Origin of the sequence: Chitinophaga sp. YR627 (assembly GCF_900114995.1) — a bacterium.
Taxonomy (GTDB): domain Bacteria; phylum Bacteroidota; class Bacteroidia; order Chitinophagales; family Chitinophagaceae; genus Chitinophaga.
This window is the reverse complement of the sequence record NZ_FOUX01000003.1, coordinates 903,575-921,506: the sequence shown is the minus strand read 5'-3', so window position 1 is coordinate 921,506 and position 17,932 is coordinate 903,575. Positions and strand designations below refer to the sequence as shown.

Genomic DNA, 17,932 nt, shown 5'->3' with positions numbered 1-17,932 from the left:
CAATGTAGGTGATAAATATAACCAGAATATATCAGAACATGCTGCCCTGCATCAGGTTACAATTTGTGAATATATTTAAAATTATATATTCCGTGCCAATTTTAGTCATAAATATTTAGTTAAATCGGTAGTATGACTCATTTAACACCCATTTACACAGTTATTTAACATGTAGACGATTATCAGCGGTTTTTATTCTAACTCGATTTTCATACTTTAGGGCCGCCAAAGTGGAAAACCTAATGTCAATCACAGTAACACAGTTAAGCAAGGTATACGAAGAGCAACGGGCAGTCAATGATATTTCCTTCTCGCTGAACAAAGGCGAAGTAGTGGGTTTTCTGGGTCCTAACGGGGCCGGCAAGAGCACTACCATGAAGATGATCACCGGTTACCTGCCCCCCAGTGGCGGTAATGCCAGCGTATGCGGCTATGATGTAGTGACGCATCCCATGGAAGTCAGGCAGCGTATCGGCTACCTGCCGGAAGCCAATTCTCTCTATAAAGACATGTACGTCCGGGAGTTCCTCAGCTTTATCGCTGAAGTACATAAACTCGGTAGTAATAAGGAAAAACGCATTTCCGAAGTGATCGCTATGACCGGCTTACAGCCGGAAAGCAAAAAAAAGATCGGACAGTTGTCCAAAGGTTACCAGCAGCGTGTTGGTTTGGCCCAGGCACTGATTCACGATCCTGAAGTGCTGATCCTGGATGAACCGACCTCCGGCTTCGATCCCAACCAGCTGGTAGATGTGCGCGACCTGATCATAGAACTGGGTAAAACCAAGACCATTATGCTCAGCACACACATTATGCAGGAGGTGGAAGCCATGTGCAGCAGGGTCATTATTATCAACAAAGGCAACATTATTGCGGACGATTCCCTCCAGAACCTGCAACAAGGCGACCAGCAAAATGGTTATATCCAGGTATCTTTCGGCGCACCGCTTCCTACAGAGGCCGAGCTGTTGCAGATACCAGGCGTAACACGGGTAAAACAGCAGGACGCCGGTACCTGGCAACTATTTGCCGCCAATCTGGAAGATGTGCGCAAAAACCTGCTACAATTTGCTTTGATAAGTAACCGGAACATCCTTTCTTTGCAGAGCAATTCACAAAGCCTGGAGTCTATCTTCAGGGAATTGACAAAGTAGGGGGTTCCCTGGATGCTCAATATACCCGGGAAACTGATAACTTACACATTATCATATTAAAACAACTAAACGACAATGAGTACCATTTCATCAATCCATGCAAGGCAGATCCTTGATAGCCGTGGCAATCCAACTGTAGAGGTAGATGTAACCACAGAAGACGGTCACTTTGGCCGTGCAGCCGTTCCATCCGGTGCTTCTACTGGTAAACACGAAGCAGTTGAACTGCGTGATAATGACAAAGCCGTGTACATGGGTAAAGGTGTTATCCAGGCAGTAAACAACGTGAACGATATTATCGCAGAAGAACTGGTAGGATGGGAAGTGACAGACCAGGCCGGTATCGATAGATTCCTGATTGAGCTGGATGGTACTGAAAATAAAGGTAAACTGGGTGCAAACGCTACCCTCGCTGTGAGCATGGCCGTTGCAAAAGCAGCTGCTGACGAAGCTAACCTGCCACTGTACCGCTACCTGGGTGGTGTTAACGCTACAACCCTGCCTATTCCGCTGATGAACATCATCAATGGTGGTGTGCACGCTGATAACAAAATCGACTTCCAGGAATTCATGATCGTTCCGGTAGGTGCATCTTCTTTCTCTGAAGGTCTGCGCTGGGGTGTTGAGGTGTTCCATCACCTGAAATCCGTTCTGAAAAAGAAAGGTTACAGCACTAACGTAGGTGACGAAGGTGGTTTCGCTCCTGAAATCCAGAGCAACGAAGAAGCGATCGAAACTGTAATCGCAGCTATCGAAGCAGCTGGTTACAAACCAGGTGAGCAGATCGCTATCGCACTGGACGCAGCAAGCAGCGAAATGTTCAATGACGCTGATAAAACTTACAAATTCTACAAAAGCTCCGGCAAAGTGATCAGCAGCGAAGAAATGGTTGCTTTCTGGGCTGAGTGGTGCAAAAAATACCCAATCGTTTCTATCGAAGACGGTATGGCTGAAGATGACTGGGATGGCTGGAAAAAACTGACTGAAGCTGTTGGTGCTACCGTACAGCTGGTAGGTGATGACCTGTTCGTTACTAACGTTAAACGTCTGAAAACAGGTATCGACCAGAGCATCGCTAACAGCATCCTGATCAAAGTAAACCAGATCGGTACTGTAACTGAAACAATCGATGCAGTGAACATGGCGCACAAAGCAGGTTTTACCTCTATCATGAGCCACCGTTCCGGCGAAACTGAAGATACTACCATCGCTGACCTGGCAGTTGCACTGAACTGTGGCCAGATCAAAACCGGTTCCGCTTCCCGTACTGACCGTATGGCTAAATACAACCAGTTGCTCCGTATCGAAGAAGAATTGGACAACGTTGCATATTATCCGGGAAAATCCGTTAAATTTGGTAAGAAGTAAGAAACAACGCTCGATTGAGTCTCGTACGTCGAATTTCGGGATCTGATCTTTGATGACGACATTTTAATTAGTGGTCCATATTCGCCGGGTTTTGATTTACTTCAAAACCCGGCTTTTTTTTAACATCGTCCTTAGTCACACTATTTTATGCCAGGTTTAAAATCCATCAAACTGCCAGCTTACATGCGAAACAAATACTTCGTTTCCGCAGCTGCCTTTTTTGTATGGCTGGCATTCATCGACAGCAAGAATTTCCTCTCCCAGTACGAACTGCAGACTGAAGTAAATAAACTGGAAGGCCAGAAAGCCTTCTTCATAGATGAGATCAAAAAGACCAGAAAAGAACAACAGGAGTTACTGTCCAGCCCCGAAAAGCTGGAGAAATTCGCACGTGAAAAATACCTGATGAAAAGAGATAATGAAGACCTGTTCATTATCACTGAGAAAAACTAACTATGCCGGCCCACGTTACCACTTATTCCTTTGCCGTACACCGTTTCGCGCAGGCTGGTTATCTTTGGTTTCGAAATATTTCACTTAGTCCGACAATACTTCATCCATAATCTCCGTTATAATATTAGCAACTAATCAATTGTATTAAAAATATATTGCATGGGGAATTCTACACACTCATTTTTTGCCTTAAATTCTGTAACTAATAGCGCCAATAAATTAAAGACAATGACTAATCAGGACCCGGAATTATCCCGTGAAGAGGAGCTGTGTCTTAATCAGACCAGAAAAGCGCTCGATACCATTCGTTTCTCACCCAGACCAGAAACATTACAGGCTATCGCAGACTATGCGAAAAAGGCAACTACGCCTTCGAAATAACCTAATGAGTATCAAGGTACTGGCCGCACGCCCGTAAAAATAATTACGGACACAGGCCCCGCTACCACTACACATGCTGTGTATTTGCAGCATATGATCTTTGCCCTATCTTTACAGATATGACAAAGAAAGAGCGCTTTGCCTTCGTACTCAAGTATTTCGAAGAACAGGCTCCCAATGCGGAGACAGAACTCATTTACGACAATCCTTATCAACTGCTGGTAGCGGTGATACTGTCGGCACAATGTACCGACAAACGTGTCAATATGACCACCCCCGCTATCTTCCAGGCATATCCGGATGTGGAGGCACTCAGCCACGCCACATTTGATGACCTGTTTCCCCTGATCCGCAGTATCAGCTATCCTAACAATAAGACCAAACACCTCATCGGTATGGCCCAGATGGTCGTGGAAGACTTTAACGGAGAAATCCCTGCCACCGTCGAGCAACTGGTCAAACTACCAGGCGTAGGCCGTAAAACGGCTAATGTCATCACTTCCGTGGTACACCAGCAGCCTAATATGGCTGTTGACACACACGTTTTCCGCGTGTCCGCACGTATCGGTCTGACGACCAATGCCACCACTCCCCTGCAAACAGAAAAGCAATTACTTAAATATATTCCTACGGAAAAAGTGCATATCGCCCACCACTGGCTGATATTGCATGGCCGGTATATCTGCGTGGCCCGCTCCCCGAAATGTGAAGAATGCGGACTCAGACCCGTATGTAAATATTACCACTCACTCGTCCGGGGAAACTAACTGACTACTATGGAAAAGCCCTTTCTGACAGCAGCCTGGCGTAACCTCCTTATGATCAACTTTGAGGCAGATCCCGCTGTGCTGCAACCACTTGTGCCTTATAATACCGAACTGGATACCTGGAACAATACACTGTATGTCAGTCTGGTAGGCTTCCTGTTTCAAAATACCCGCGTAAAAGGACTCTCCCTCCCTTTCCATCGTGATTTTGAAGAGGTCAATCTCCGTTTTTATGTACGCTACAAGGAAGACGGTATATGGAAAAGAGGCGTCGTATTCGTGAAAGAGATCGTTCCTAAACATATGATCACTTTTGTCGCCAATACGGTCTACAAAGAGAAATATGCCACACACCCGATGCGCCACCAATGGCAGCACACACCTGATAACCTCTTGCAGGTTAGCTATGAATGGAAAGTGAAACAGGACTGGAATTTTGTAAAAGCGACTGCTGAAAAAGAAGCCTTTCCGATCACACCCGATAGCGAGGCTGCATTTATTACAGATCATTACTGGGGGTATACGCAGATGGCCGCAGCCCGTACAGGAGAATACCAGGTCAGCCATCCACAGTGGCGCACACACCGGATCATTGATTACAGTTATCGTTGTGACACATCAGCACTATATGGACCTGCTTTCGTACCGATGTTACAGCAGGCGCCGGTATCCGCATTACTGGCGGAAGGCTCCGATATCAGTGTCATGCCGAAAAAATTGCTGTAAATCATAACCATCCGTACTACTAATTTGGAAATTCGTTTATATTTTACTTATCTTTTGCCGTTAATGTTTTATCACAGCGCATAAAGTCTAAAAATCGTTATGAAATTAGGTACTCGCTTTCAACTATCGTTCATGATGTTCCTGGAGTTCTTCATTTGGGGAGCCTGGTTCGTTACTATGGGAACTTTCATTTTTAAAAACCTGGCAGCAGGCGAAACCGAGGTGAGTCTTGCCTATCTGACCCAGTCTATCGGCGCTGTAATTGCACCGTTCATCGTGGGTATTATTGCTGACCGTTATTTCCCTGCACAGATCATCCTGGGAGTTATCCATATTGCGGGTGCTGTCCTGCTCTGGTTCTGCGCAGGCGCCACCAACTTTGATACCTTTTTCCCGCTGATCCTGACCTACATGGTATTGTTCATGCCTACACTGGCGCTGGTGAACTCCGTATCCTTCGGACAAATGAAAGATTCCAGTAAGGATTTCCCTGTGATCCGTGGTTTCGGTACTGCCGGCTGGATCGTAGCTGGTATCACGATCGGGTACCTGGCATGGGAAGAAAAAGGTATGCTGCCTGGCACCTTTAAAATGGCTGCTGCTGCATCTGCGCTGTTGGGTGTCTATAGCTTCTTCCTGCCTAATACTCCTCCTGCTAAAAAAGGACAGAAAATCTCTGTTGGCGAAATACTCGGTCTGGATGCTATCCGACTGCTGAAGAACAAATCTTATCTGATGTTCTTCCTGTCTTCTGTAGCGATCTGTATTCCGCTGGCCTTCTACTATAACTTTACCAACCCATTCCTGAATGAGATCGGTATGAAAGCTGCCGCAGGTAAACAGGCACTGGGTCAGGCCTCTGAGTTCATCTTCATCATGATCATGCCGCTGTTCTTCAAACGCCTGGGCGTGAAGAAAATGCTTGGTCTGGCGATGCTGTCATGGGTACTGCGTTATGTACTGTTTGCATATGGTAACGTTGATTCCAACTACTGGATGCTGATCGGCGGTATCGTACTGCATGGTATCTGTTATGACTTCTTCTTCGTAACCGGTCAGATCTACACCGATCAGCTGGCAGGCGAACGTTTCAAAAACGCTGCACAGGGTATGGTGACACTGGCTACTTATGGTGTGGGTATGATGATCGGATTCCTGATCTCTGCTCCTATCGTAAGCGCTTTCAAAACAGGCGAAGGTGCACACAACTGGACCAGCATCTGGCTGATCCCTGCTGGTATCGCACTGGTGGTAATGCTGTTGTTCCTGCTGCTGTTCCGCGAAAAATCTGAAGCTAAACAGGCGTAATACGTACTGTACAACATATCACACTCCGCAGTGAACTACCTATGTAATCTGGTGTTTTACTGCGGAGTTTTTATTTCAGCCCTATCGTTATCACTTAATTCAATCAGATAATTATGCAACGTATTTCCATGTTAGGTTCCGGCTTTATCGGCCGCTTCTATGCAGACTCCTTACAGGGACAGAGAAGCCGGGACAAGATTGTCAGTATTTATTCGCGCAGAGAAGAGAGTGCGAAGAAATTTGCAGAAGACTACAATGTTGCTCACTGGACTACGGATATGGAAGCATCCATTGCACATCCGGATGTGAATGTGGTTTGTATCTCCCTGCCAAATAACCTGCACGAAGCAGCAGTTGCACTCTGCTGTAAACACAAGAAAGGAGTGATCTGTACCAAGCCACTGGGCCGTAATGCAGAAGAAGCGAAACGTATGCTGGAAATGGTGGAAGCAGCTGGTATATTCAACGGCTATCTCGAAGACCTGGTGTACACACCGAAATTCCTGAAAGCACTGGATAGCGTTAAAAACGGCGCTTTGGGACGTATCCTCTGGGCTAAATCCAGGGAAACACATCCCGGACCGCACAGCGAATGGTTCTGGGATAAAGAACAGGCAGGCGGTGGTTGTATCCTCGACCTGGGATGCCATTGCGTAGAGATCGCACGTAGCTTTATCGGAAAAGATATCAAACCGGTAGAAGTAATGTGCTGGGCCGATACACAGGTAAAACCCATCGATGCGGAAGACCATGCCATCGGTCTGGTGAAATATGAAAACGGCGCTATCGGTCAGTTTGAAGTGAGCTGGACATTCCGCGGCGGACTTGACCTCCGTGATGAAGTCATGGGCACCGAAGGTACCATCTGGCTGAATAGCTTCCTGCGTACCGGCTTTGATATGTTCACCACCGGTAAAGGCGCTGACTATGTAGCTGAAAAGGCAGAAAGTAACAGTGGCTGGTTGTTCCCGGTAGGTGATGAACTGAATGAACTGGGCTATAATCATATGTTTGCCGATATGTTTAACGCGATTGAGAACAATCAGCCGGCAAGGGAAACATTCTATGACGGATATGTCGTGAATGCGGTACTGGATGCTGCTTACCGCAGCGCCGCCAGCAAACAGTGGGAACCGGTAAAACTGGATATCTGGCGTGGTCAGACGGGCTTAACGAAACCACAGACGCTGGTAGACTATGACGCTGATCACTATCTCGTGAAAGAAGAGATGACGCACTTCGGCGCGAAGAAACTCATCCTGAAAGAGAAGAAAACAGGACAGATCATTGAACGCACGATATAAGTAAATGAAAAAGGGACTTCTCAGTCCCTTTTTTTATGCAATATTTTTTAGCAGCATCTGTGCAGAAGCATCAGCTTACCCTGATAATGTAAGCCTTACCCAGGGTTTGTGATACCTCTACCTGTACCAGGGTACCTTTTTCGTATTTATAGACGTTTTTTTTGCCCTCCGGCAGCAGCAGTTCATACAAACCATTACCGAGTGAGTTAAGCGTCAGAAAGATGCCTAAAGTCTCAGAAAAGATCTTTGTGATCTGCCGGGGTTCTATGAAGTACATTTCGCCCACGGAATGAATGATCTCCGCCGTGTTTAATACGGACTTCTGTCCGTTCAGCACCACAGAATAATTTTTCGCTTCCCGCTGTGTAACGATAGTTTTGTCATCCCCCTCTTTTCCGGAGCTTTTGATCACTTTGGAGCGGACGAGAATGTTATTGTCGAAATCGCAGGAAATATCCAGATTGAATTTCGCCAGCAGTTTCATGTCCACTTTACTTTGGATAGAGATATTGCGGGCTGCGCCGTTTACTTTACAATGTGCAGTCACGTTACCAATAACGTGATTACTGAAACGTATTTCGTAATTGTGCGTTTGGGCGTGTAACAATGCACTGTTTAATGTAAACAGGCAGATAAACAGTGTAGACCAGATGGCGCCTTTCATGATAAAGGTTTTGGCTATGTTGTAGTATTCCTTACTTATATAGCAAACGTGCAGTCGCCTGTTTTGTTATATAGTATTAAATATAATAAAAATCCTGCCCCGAAAGGCAGGATTCCATATAATTATCATGAAAGAAATGACCGCATTACTGCTGTAACATCTCTTTGATCTTGATTACCAGTTCTCCTTTAGTAATAGGCACTCCCATTATTTTATTGTAACCGACCGCATCGATCAGGAACTGCTCACGAATGATCTTGATCAGCTGACCATTGTTGATCTCAGGGATCAGTACCTTATCATAGCTGTGCAGGATTTCTGCCAGATTTTTTGGGAATGGACGCAGATATCTGATATGTGCGTGTGCCACTTCATGACCCTCTGCCAGCAATTCCAGTACAGCACTCTTAATGGCGCCGTAGGTAGAACCCCATCCGAGTACCAGTACTTTCCCTTTTTCAGGTCCGAGTTCGATGGTCTGCGGAGGAATATGATCAGCGATCTTGTCCACTTTCTCCTGACGGATACGCACCATTAACTCATGGTTTTCCGGATCATAACTCACATTACCGGTAATGTTCTGTTTTTCCAGACCACCGATACGGTGCTCCAGACCTGGCGTACCTGGCACAGCCCATGGACGTACGAGGTTTTCATCACGGTGATAAGGCAGGAACTGCTCTTCGTGATCTTCCAGGCCTTTTTTGAACGTTACAGGAATAGCAGGCAGATCTTTGCTCTGCGGGAAACGCCATGGTTCAGCACCATTTGCAATATAACCATCGCTCAGCACGATCACCGGCGTCATATGTGCAATTGAAATGCGGAACGCCTCAAATACTGCGCTGAAACAGTCAGACGGTGTGGATGCAGATACGATCGGCATCGGACACTCACCATTACGGCCATAATAAGCCTGTAAAAGGTCGGATTGTTCTGTTTTGGTAGGCAGACCTGTTGATGGACCACCACGCTGGATATTGATGATCAACAGGGGAATTTCCAGCATTACTGCCAGACCCATTGCTTCACCTTTAAGTGCCATACCCGGACCGGAAGTAGTCGTAACACCCATGTGACCACCATAGGAAGCACCTATTGCGGAAGTGATACCGGCTATCTCATCTTCCGCCTGGAATGTACGGATACCAAAATTCTTATAACGGCTCAGTTCATGCAGGATGTCGGAAGCCGGTGTAATAGGATAAGTACCCAGGAACAACGGCAGGTTGGCTTTCTGGCTGGCGGCGATCAGACCGTACGCCAGGGCAGTGTTACCGGTGATACTGCGGTAAGTACCCGGTTCCATACGCGCTTTCTCTACACGGAAACGGGTGCTGAATGCTTCTACTGTTTCTGCGAAGTTATAGCCCGCATGCAGTACCTTCAGGTTACTATCGAGGATCTCCTGCTTCTTGCCGAATTTCTCATTCAGGAAGTTCTCAGTGCTTTCCATGTTACGGTCGTACAACCAATAAAGGAAACCCAGTACAAACATGTTCTTTGCACGGTCTTTTTCCTTCATACCCATGCTCGATTCTTTCAATGCTTCACGGGTCATTTTGGTAACGTCCATGGTGTGCAGCTGATAAGACTGCAATGAACCATCCTCCAGCGGATTTACACCATCAGGGTAGTTAGCCAGACGCAGGTTCTTGGCATCAAAACCATCTGTATTGGCGATGATGATACCCCCTTTTTTCAGGCTTTTCAGGTTGGCTTTCAACGCTGCAGCGTTCATTGCTACCAGTACATCACAGGCATCGCCCGGGGTGAAAATACGGTTAGAGGAAAAATGCAGCTGGAAGCCGCTCACCCCTGCAAGGGTACCCTGCGGGGCGCGTATTTCTGCCGGAAAATCCGGGAATGTGCTCAGGTCATTGCCGATCAGCGCCGTATTATTGGAAAACTGCGTACCAGTCAACTGCATACCGTCTCCACTGTCGCCGGCAAATTTTATCACAACATCTTCTATCTGTTGAACCGAAGTATTTGACATTGAATATCTTATTTAACTATCCTTTGTTTTTCAGGCTGTAAATTTAATAATTCGTCAGGTAGTAACCTCCGATATATTAAAGCAGGCAGCCAAGGTCAGGGAAGACAAAAGTACACAAAGTCGATAGACTTTTCCGAAGAGAGCTATATAGTTTAATGTTATGCCGCATAACTTTAAGTAATTATGCGACCTGGCACTCAACGTGCGCTACTTACAGTCTGCCTGATCTGGACCGCAAAGCTATGACAGCTTTGCTTTCGTTGTTTATGTATTTGGGAAATTGATCAGGGGGGCGGCTATTTCTGTTGCAATACGTCCCGGTCCAGGGTTCCGGTACACTGAAAATATGGATTGTACAACAAGTGCTTAGCTATTTACATTATAAATACCTGTAATCAGTGACTGAAATTCTCCCTTAAATTGTAATTTCGTGGGGACTAAACCTTTTTTATCATGGCATTATTTGGATCCAGCAGTAACCCTATACTGAGTGACAAAACACTTCAGAAAGCAGGTTCTCAAAGCACAGAAGGCACCATGACCATCAATGGCACCATTGGTAAAATGGCCTTCTTATTAGCATTGGTAGTAGCCGCAGCAGTTTATGCATGGGGCGTTCCGGGCAGAAACCAGAATCCTCTTCCTTTCCTTTATGGCGGTATGATCGCTGGTATTATCATCACCCTCATTATTATGTTCAAAAACGAGTGGGCACAATACCTGGCACCAGCTTACGCACTTGCCGAAGGGCTGACACTGGGCGTACTATCTGTACTGTTCCACAATCTTTATAATGGTATCGTATACCAGGCAGTCGGTCTCACCTTTGGTGTATTCGCCGCTATGCTGATCCTGTACAGAACACGTATCATCCGTGTTACCGAAAGGTTCAAACAGATCGTTTTTACGGCTGTTGCCGGTATCGCTATATTCTATGCATTAGCCTGGATCCTGAGCATGTTCAACGTGCGCATTCCATTCCTGCATGAAGGCAGCCCGATCGGTATCATCTTCTCTCTGGTAGTTGTGGCAGTAGCCTCCCTCCGCCTCTGTATTGATTTTGATTTCATCGAGAAAGGCGCACAACAGCGTGCTCCGAAATATGTTGAGTGGCTGGCCTCTTTTGGTATGCTGCTGACCCTGGTTTGGTTGTATCTGGAAATTCTGAACCTGCTCGCCAAACTGAACAGAAGATAACATCTTTTTAAAATAGATAGATAGTACAAAAAGCCCGCACCAATGTGCGGGCTTTTTGTTGGCAGTATGCGCCATTTTGTTGTGTCCTTTCTCCATATTGACATGACCATTTTTCACCTGCTGACAGGTTTATGTTAAGGCCTAATCCCCTATTGTTAAAGCCTTTGTAAAGGAATGTTAAAACCCCGCACGATATTTCAGTAACTGGCCCGGTGGCATGGTAATTGATCTTTTCTACACGAAGTTCTTTAATTGATTTCATCAGCAGATATGCTTACACCACAAGGCCATACTTTATTGTATAACCTTAAATCAAATCGATATGAACAAAGTTCAGGTAAGCATATTCGCCCTTGCAGTTTCAGCAATTGCAGCGTTCTCTTTCCGTAATATGGAAGGAGGGTCCATCACTGGTAAAGTAACTCCGCTGGATGGAGCCAGTACAGCCTGGGCCATTTATGGCGCAGATACACTGAAAGCGGATCTGCTGGACGGCACATTCAACGTGCAGGGCGCGAAGACCGGTAACTACACCGTGATTATCAGTGCAAAACAACCATTTAAAAATGTGACACTGAATGACGTAAGAGTAGAGGAAGGAAAAGTGACCGATCTGGGCGAAATCAAATTAGAACAATAAACAAGAGCAATAGTTGGTTTTCATAGGGGTTAATCAAAAAGCCGGTTCCATACGTCCGTATGGCCGGCTCTTTTTTTTGGTACATAATGAGCCCGTTTAGGGGTACTTCTCTCATTTGCCGTTATAATGTTCAAAGTCCCCTTAAAAGATGAAAGCACTGAACTATAAAAGCATTTTTTGCGGCAAATGGAGCTCCGCTGGCTGGGAGCTACTCTTACTCGCCTTTTTCAGCATCGCCCTGACTGCCTGTAATAAGGAAGTCATATCCGGCTCCGGCGTTGTCATTACAGAAACCAGACAGGTGCCTGCGTTCTCAGACGTAGTCGCTGAAGGCTCATTCCGGGTGCATTTAAGGCAAGGTACAGATGGTCCTGTGGAAGTAACCGCAGATGACAATGTCATGAAAGCGATCGATACCTATGTCAGCGGCAGTACCCTGCACCTGCGTATTAAAAACGGCGTCAAACTGCATACCTCCAGAGACATTGATATTTATGTCAGCTCCACCCAATATTATGGCGTGTCCTTTTCCGGCGCTGGTAGCGTAGAAAGCCTGGATACTATCAAAACCAACCGTTTTTCCTATAAAATGGATGGCAGCGGTAATGCCCGTTTCAGGATAGTAACCGACAGACTGGAAACAACTGTCGATGGTAGTGGCAACATACAGTTATTTGGCAGCGCCACTAACTTTTACAGTGAGATCAATGGCAGCGGAGATATCAGCGGACTGGACCTCAACTGCCAGGATGCGAACCTTTCCGTAAAAGGATCAGGTAATCATACGCTCAGTGTATCCCATTCCCTGGATGTAAGCATACGTGGTAGCGGGGATGTCAGGTACAAAGGCGCCGCCACCATCAGATCAGATATAAAAGGATCAGGAAAAATAATCAAATTATAAATTACCGAAAGCGTCACACATGCAGGCTGGTTACATAACAGCATTTTCAGGTACTGCCAGCACTTTTGTGAGCAGGAATAAGGACAAAACCTATTTTTGCACTATGCCGGAAAATGCAGAACTACAACAATTACTAATGGAGAATGAAGATGCCTTTATGGAAGCGCTCTTCAGGACCTACTTTTCATTTGTCTGCAAGACCATCTACCGCATTGTACAAAGCAATGCAACCGCGGAAGACCTTGCACAGGATGTGTTCATTAAGATCTGGAACCGGCGCGCCGAGCTCCACCAGGTATATTTTAAAGCATATTTGCACAGAGCAGCTATCAACATGGCACTGGATTATATCGATAAAAATAAACGCAGAGGTGTACATATGCCTATGGAGGAATATATGGAACCTGTACAGGCAGCTCCTGCCGGTCAGAGTCTTCATCAGACTACCCGGCATATACAGCAGGCCATCGATAAACTGCCCGAAAAATGCAGAGAGATCTTTATCCTCAGTCGTTATGAAGAACTATCCTACCGGGAGATCGCCACTACGCTGAATATATCTGTCAAGACCGTCGAAAACCAGATGATGACAGCGCTTAAAAAACTTCGGGTATCCCTCCAGGATTATTTACAGGTAGTCATTCTGTTCCTGGCAGGCAGCGCTATTTATCCTTTACTTTTACAATTTTAATGTATGTCATACACCTTTGATCATATAGAATCGTTGATCGTGCGCTCGCTGGAAAGCAGTTTGAGTGAAGCCGAGCAGACAACCCTGCAAAGCTGGCTGGAGGAGGATGACGCCAACCGCCGCTATTATGAGGAATTGCGTAAAACATGGGATCTGACCGGCAATGCCGAAGAGGATGAGATCGTGCCGGATATTGATGCCAACTGGGCATCCTTTAACCGCAAACTGCAGCATGGTACGCAACAGCAACCTACGGCAATCGTAAGAAACGTAAACAGCTATCGCGGGTTGATCCGTGCCGCTGCCGCTGTGTTGTTGCTGGGAGGCGCTGCAACAGCCTATTTCATGCTGAAAGGGCCTGAGCAGATGACCATACAAACGGCAGCAAATGAAACCAATATTATTGTATTGCCTGACGGCTCGAAAGCATTCATCAATAACAATAGTACCCTGCGTTACGCAAAGAATTTCAGTGACGGAGAAAGAGCGATACACCTGGAAGGCGAAGCTTTTTTTGATGTAGTAAAAGATGATGCGCATCCTTTTGTTGTGTATACACCACAGACGAGGACCCAGGTACTGGGCACTACTTTCGATGTAAAGGCATACACTGTACAACCAGTAGAAGTATTCGTACTGAGCGGAAAAGTATCCGTGTCAGGACAGGAACAGCAGACCAGACAGGTCGTATTGACGGAAGGCCGGAAAGTAACTGTGGGTAAAGATCAGCAGCTGGCGGAAGATGCTATTGCCAACCATGATTTTATCGCATGGAAAGACAATATTATGGTGTTTAATGATGAGCCGATCAGCCATGTGATCAGAAAAGTAGAGGCTTTATATGATGTGAAGATCATGGCAGACGAGAATGTACAGGAGTTGACGATCAGGACCAGGGTAACACCGGGTCAGCCATTAGAAGAGGTATTGAATACAATTGCGGCAAGTGCGAATGTGAATCTGACGAAAGAAGGAAGTGTGTACAGACTGGGTAAATAAAACAATGCTCAGTGATAAATAAAAAAAGGTGGTCTGTTTGACAGACCACCTTTTTTATTGTCAGGCTCCTCCCAGTTTGCATTTCTGCAAAACTTCCCAGGATTTACCGTTATGACGGAGGAAGTACAGGTTATTCACCTTGAAGGTGGCTTTATATTCCTTGTTTTCGTATTCAGGCCATGCCTTTTCGAACTGCGCATCTTCCAGGTCTTTGAAAGCAACTGTTACATGCGGAGTGAAACCGGTACGGGCCAGCATTGTACTGAAACCAAATTCCTTACGCAGGAAGTTGATCAGCTGTCTGTGCAGGGCGCCCATAGTTTCGCTCTTCTCTACGTTAATGAACAGAACGCGGTTCTGTTTATTCGGGAAGGTGCCGTAACCATCGAGGGATACCTCGAACGGAGCCTGTGTTTTGGCGAATTCAGCCAGTTCATCACAGAAAGCTTTTTCCAGTGCAGGATCAGCTGTGAAAGGTACCTGGAGCGTGATATGCGGCAGTACTTTCAGCGCATACATCGGACCATATTTCTCAGCAAATTCCTGTTTTATTTTGATGATCTCCTTACCTACTTCAGCAGTAGGGAGTAAGGCGATAAAATAGATCTTGTTGTCCACTTTTGGTGGGAATGGTTTACGCATTCCACCACCACCGCCACGGTTGAAGCCTCCGCCACCACCGCCGCGATTGTAGCCTCCGCCACCGCCGCCGCGATCGTAACCACCGCCGCCACCGCCGCGATCATAACCACCACCGCCGCCGCCGCGATTGTAACCACCGCCGCCACCGCCGCGATCGTAACCACCGCCGCCACCGCCGCGATCATAACCACCACCGCCACCGCGGTTGTAGCCACCACCACCGCCGTCACGGTCGCCATATCCACCATTATCGCGTGGGCGATATCCACCGCCGCCGCCATCACGATCCCCACGGTTGTAACCACCGTTGTCACGATCAGAATTATAAGGCCTATCTTCTCTAGGTCTGCCCTCCCTTTCGTTATTAAAATCGGGTTTGAAGTAACCGCCCGGTCTCTCCTTATTGGGATCTTGGTCTTTTTCTGTACCAGGTGGAGAGTAGGGCCTGCGGGGGCGTTCGTTTCTCTCAAAAGTCATCTTACTTAATTAAGCGTTTGAATCAATATTAGCTATGATTTCATAAAAATGAAATACGTCTCCATATGAGTTATATAAGGGCGCCGGTGAAATACGAATTACTCCGGGTTCCCGCCAGTCGACGATTATACCGGCGTCAGTCATCTTTTGTTGGATTTCTCTCCCTTTTTCATGAAAGAGCAAAGATAATTGAGCACCGCGTTCCTTACAATTTTTTGGCGTAATTATTTCAAATTTTATGTTTTCTATATGTTTTAACAGGAATTCAAGATAATTGGTGAGTTTTATGCTCTTATCTCTTAAAGCTGCCATCCCGGCGGACTCAAATAGTTCCAGTGAGGCTTTTAATGCTACCATGTTAAATACCTGCGCCGTGCTTATTTGCCAGCCTTCTGCACGGTTTTTGGGTTTAAAACCCTTCTCCATTTTAAAACGGGTACTTTCTTCATTGCCCCACCAGCCACCTAGTCTTTGCCGGTTAGTATCGAGGGCGTGTTTCTCGTGTATAAATGCTCCACCTACAGCGCCGGGGCCTCCATTTAAATATTTATATGAGCACCAAACGGCAAAATCTACTTCCCAGTCATGCAAATTCAAAGGTACGTTTCCTACTACGTGTGCCAGGTCGAACCCGGCTACAGCCCCAACTCTATGGGCTGCTTCCGTAATGGACTGCATATTAAACAATTGGCCGGTATAATAGTTTATTCCCCCCAATAATATTATTGCTAAGCTACTACTTTCCCGCTCAATAATCTCAAAAATATCTTCCTCCCTGATCAATTGCTCACCGGGCCGGGGGGCCACTTCTATTATAGCTTCAGCCGGATTATAGCCATGCAGTCGTACCTGTGTCTCCAATGCATACTGATCGCTCGGAAAAGCGCCCGCCTCCATCAGCACTTTAAAGCGCTGTTTGGTAGGTTGGTAAAAACTCATCAGTAAAAGATGAAGATTTACAGTAAGCGTATTCATCACTGTCAACTCTTCCTGGCTGGCTCCAACTATTTTTGTGAGTGGTTTGCTACAATATTGCTGATAATAAAGCCACGGATTTTCTGCATTCCAGTATCCTTCTACCGCGTGATGTTTCCAGTCATTCAGTTCCTGTTCTATTGCCGGCTTAACGTTCTTCGGCTGTAAACCCAGAGAATTTCCGCAAAAATAGATGGCATCTTTTCCATTTCTCTGCGGGAAATAAAATTGCTCTCTATACGTCTTTAATGGGTCTGATTGGTCTTGCTCTTCAGCAAATCTCCTTGATAATTCAAACATAAATCAAAATTCCAGGTTTCTCTTAACCTGATTCCGTCCTTACCTGTACTCTACTTAAAAAAATGAGTACTGTTGCTGCCTCCCAGGGCAAACGGAATCACTATAACGTGTCTTAATATCAATCTCCGTCCAGTAAATTACCAAGCCCTCCCAGGATACTACCTTCTTCCTTACGCTTACCTGTACCATAAGACACCAGTCTTGCGGCCATTCTGCTGATCGGTAAGGACTGTATCCATACTTTACCAGGACCTCTTAAAGTGGCAAAAAACAATCCTTCGCCACCAAATACCATATTTCTGATTCCTTTTACAAATTCAACGTCAAAATGTACTCCTGAAGTATATGCTACCACACAACCTGTGTCTATTTTTAATACCTGTCCAGGTAAAAGGTCCCTCTCGATAACCATCCCCCCTGCATGCACAAAGGCCATTCCATCCCCTTCCAGCTTCTCCATAATAAAGCCTTCACCGCCAAAAATACCGGTTCCAAGCTTACGCTGCCATTCAATCCCAATACTAACACCTTTCGCTGCACAAAGGAACGCATCCTTCTGACAGATCACCTTGCCACCCATCCGCTGCAGATCCATCGCAAGGATCTTACCCGGATAAGGCGCAGCAAAACTCACCTTTTTCTTACCCTGCCCCACATTCGTGAAAGCGGTCATAAAAAGGCTCTCCCCGGTCAGCATGCGTTTGCCTGCTGATACCAGTTTGCCAAAAAGTCCCTGATTAGCTTGTGAACCGTCCCCGAACATAGTCTGCATCTGAATATCCTGATCCATCATCATAAAACTGCCGCTCTCAGCAATTGCAGTCTCCTGTGGATCTAGCTCAATCTCGACAATCTGTATTTCTTCGCCATAGATACGGTAATCTATTTCATGGTTGCGTCGCATAGCGTATGATATATTAATCAGGTTAACAAGAATGGCTCTTGTGCGTCAAATGTAAGCAATTGCTGCCTCAGTCAATTGT

At 46.1% G+C, this 17,932-nt stretch carries 18 protein-coding genes; 13 read left to right on the top strand and 5 right to left on the bottom strand.

Going from position 1 to position 17,932, the window contains the following annotated elements:
• Positions 1 to 242 precede the first annotated feature (242 nt).
• The 8 genes from gldA to BMZ72_RS19275 all read left to right on the top strand — a co-directional run bounded on the left by gldA (position 243) and on the right by BMZ72_RS19275 (position 7,461).
• On the top strand, positions 243 to 1,154 hold the full coding sequence (gldA, locus tag BMZ72_RS19310; protein ID WP_089811224.1) for a gliding motility-associated ABC transporter ATP-binding subunit GldA: 912 nt from the start codon (positions 243 to 245) through the stop codon (positions 1,152 to 1,154).
• Positions 1,155 to 1,229: 75 nt separating this feature from the next.
• On the top strand, positions 1,230 to 2,522 hold the full coding sequence (gene eno / locus BMZ72_RS19305) for a phosphopyruvate hydratase (RefSeq protein WP_012788836.1): 1,293 nt from the start codon (positions 1,230 to 1,232) through the stop codon (positions 2,520 to 2,522).
• Between the two features lie 183 nt (positions 2,523 to 2,705).
• Positions 2,706 to 2,975, top strand: a complete 270-nt coding sequence (locus BMZ72_RS19300) for an FtsB family cell division protein (RefSeq protein ID WP_255373239.1) — start codon at positions 2,706 to 2,708, stop codon at positions 2,973 to 2,975.
• Positions 2,976 to 3,203: 228 nt separating this feature from the next.
• The gene (locus BMZ72_RS36600) at positions 3,204 to 3,356 is read left to right on the top strand and encodes a hypothetical protein (RefSeq protein WP_177222843.1); all 153 of its coding nucleotides are present in this window, start codon (positions 3,204 to 3,206) and stop codon (positions 3,354 to 3,356) included.
• Positions 3,357 to 3,475: 119 nt separating this feature from the next.
• Positions 3,476 to 4,123 carry an endonuclease III gene (gene nth, locus BMZ72_RS19290; RefSeq protein WP_089811218.1) on the top strand — a complete coding sequence of 216 codons (648 nt, stop codon included), beginning with the start codon at positions 3,476 to 3,478 and terminating at the stop codon, positions 4,121 to 4,123.
• A gap of 9 nt (positions 4,124 to 4,132) precedes the next feature.
• Complete coding sequence (locus BMZ72_RS19285; RefSeq protein WP_089811216.1) at positions 4,133 to 4,849, top strand: YqjF family protein; 717 nt, start codon at positions 4,133 to 4,135, stop codon at positions 4,847 to 4,849.
• Positions 4,850 to 4,948: 99 nt separating this feature from the next.
• On the top strand, positions 4,949 to 6,157 hold the full coding sequence (locus BMZ72_RS19280; protein WP_089811214.1) for a nucleoside permease: 1,209 nt from the start codon (positions 4,949 to 4,951) through the stop codon (positions 6,155 to 6,157).
• Between the two features lie 113 nt (positions 6,158 to 6,270).
• Positions 6,271 to 7,461 carry a Gfo/Idh/MocA family protein gene (locus tag BMZ72_RS19275; RefSeq protein WP_089811212.1) on the top strand — a complete coding sequence of 397 codons (1,191 nt, stop codon included), beginning with the start codon at positions 6,271 to 6,273 and terminating at the stop codon, positions 7,459 to 7,461.
• A 70-nt stretch (positions 7,462 to 7,531) separates the two neighbouring features.
• Here BMZ72_RS19275 and BMZ72_RS19270 read toward each other — a convergent pair whose 3' ends face one another.
• Positions 7,532 to 8,125: a DUF6134 family protein gene (locus BMZ72_RS19270; RefSeq protein WP_089811211.1), complete on the bottom strand. Its 594-nt coding sequence runs from the start codon at positions 8,123 to 8,125 to the stop codon at positions 7,532 to 7,534.
• A gap of 145 nt (positions 8,126 to 8,270) precedes the next feature.
• Positions 8,271 to 10,124, bottom strand: coding sequence for a 2-oxoacid:acceptor oxidoreductase subunit alpha (locus BMZ72_RS19265; protein ID WP_089811209.1), 1,854 nt, complete (start codon positions 10,122 to 10,124; stop codon positions 8,271 to 8,273).
• 453 nt (positions 10,125 to 10,577) lie between these two features.
• Here BMZ72_RS19265 and BMZ72_RS19260 point away from each other — a divergent pair, with 453 nt between their 5' ends.
• The 5 genes from BMZ72_RS19260 to BMZ72_RS19240 all read left to right on the top strand — a co-directional run bounded on the left by BMZ72_RS19260 (position 10,578) and on the right by BMZ72_RS19240 (position 14,555).
• Positions 10,578 to 11,321 carry a Bax inhibitor-1/YccA family protein gene (locus tag BMZ72_RS19260; RefSeq protein ID WP_089811207.1) on the top strand — a complete coding sequence of 248 codons (744 nt, stop codon included), beginning with the start codon at positions 10,578 to 10,580 and terminating at the stop codon, positions 11,319 to 11,321.
• A gap of 322 nt (positions 11,322 to 11,643) precedes the next feature.
• Entirely contained in the window at positions 11,644 to 11,961 is a 318-nt protein-coding gene (locus BMZ72_RS19255; protein ID WP_089811205.1) for a peptidase associated/transthyretin-like domain-containing protein, read from the top strand.
• Between the two features lie 148 nt (positions 11,962 to 12,109).
• Complete coding sequence (locus tag BMZ72_RS19250; RefSeq protein ID WP_089811203.1) at positions 12,110 to 12,865, top strand: head GIN domain-containing protein; 756 nt, start codon at positions 12,110 to 12,112, stop codon at positions 12,863 to 12,865.
• A 19-nt stretch (positions 12,866 to 12,884) separates the two neighbouring features.
• Entirely contained in the window at positions 12,885 to 13,556 is a 672-nt protein-coding gene (locus BMZ72_RS19245) for an RNA polymerase sigma factor (RefSeq protein ID WP_089811201.1), read from the top strand.
• A gap of 3 nt (positions 13,557 to 13,559) precedes the next feature.
• Positions 13,560 to 14,555 carry a FecR family protein gene (locus BMZ72_RS19240; RefSeq protein ID WP_089811199.1) on the top strand — a complete coding sequence of 332 codons (996 nt, stop codon included), beginning with the start codon at positions 13,560 to 13,562 and terminating at the stop codon, positions 14,553 to 14,555.
• Between the two features lie 60 nt (positions 14,556 to 14,615).
• On the opposite strand, the gene BMZ72_RS36990 is transcribed toward BMZ72_RS19240, so the two are convergent.
• The 3 genes from BMZ72_RS36990 to BMZ72_RS19220 form a co-directional block, all read right to left on the bottom strand.
• Entirely contained in the window at positions 14,616 to 15,674 is a 1,059-nt protein-coding gene (locus BMZ72_RS36990; RefSeq protein WP_255373238.1) for a 2'-5' RNA ligase family protein, read from the bottom strand.
• A 9-nt stretch (positions 15,675 to 15,683) separates the two neighbouring features.
• On the bottom strand, positions 15,684 to 16,949 hold the full coding sequence (kynU, locus tag BMZ72_RS19225; protein WP_089811197.1) for a kynureninase: 1,266 nt from the start codon (positions 16,947 to 16,949) through the stop codon (positions 15,684 to 15,686).
• Between the two features lie 118 nt (positions 16,950 to 17,067).
• Positions 17,068 to 17,853 carry a TIGR00266 family protein gene (locus tag BMZ72_RS19220; RefSeq protein ID WP_089811195.1) on the bottom strand — a complete coding sequence of 262 codons (786 nt, stop codon included), beginning with the start codon at positions 17,851 to 17,853 and terminating at the stop codon, positions 17,068 to 17,070.
• Positions 17,854 to 17,932 lie beyond the last annotated feature (79 nt).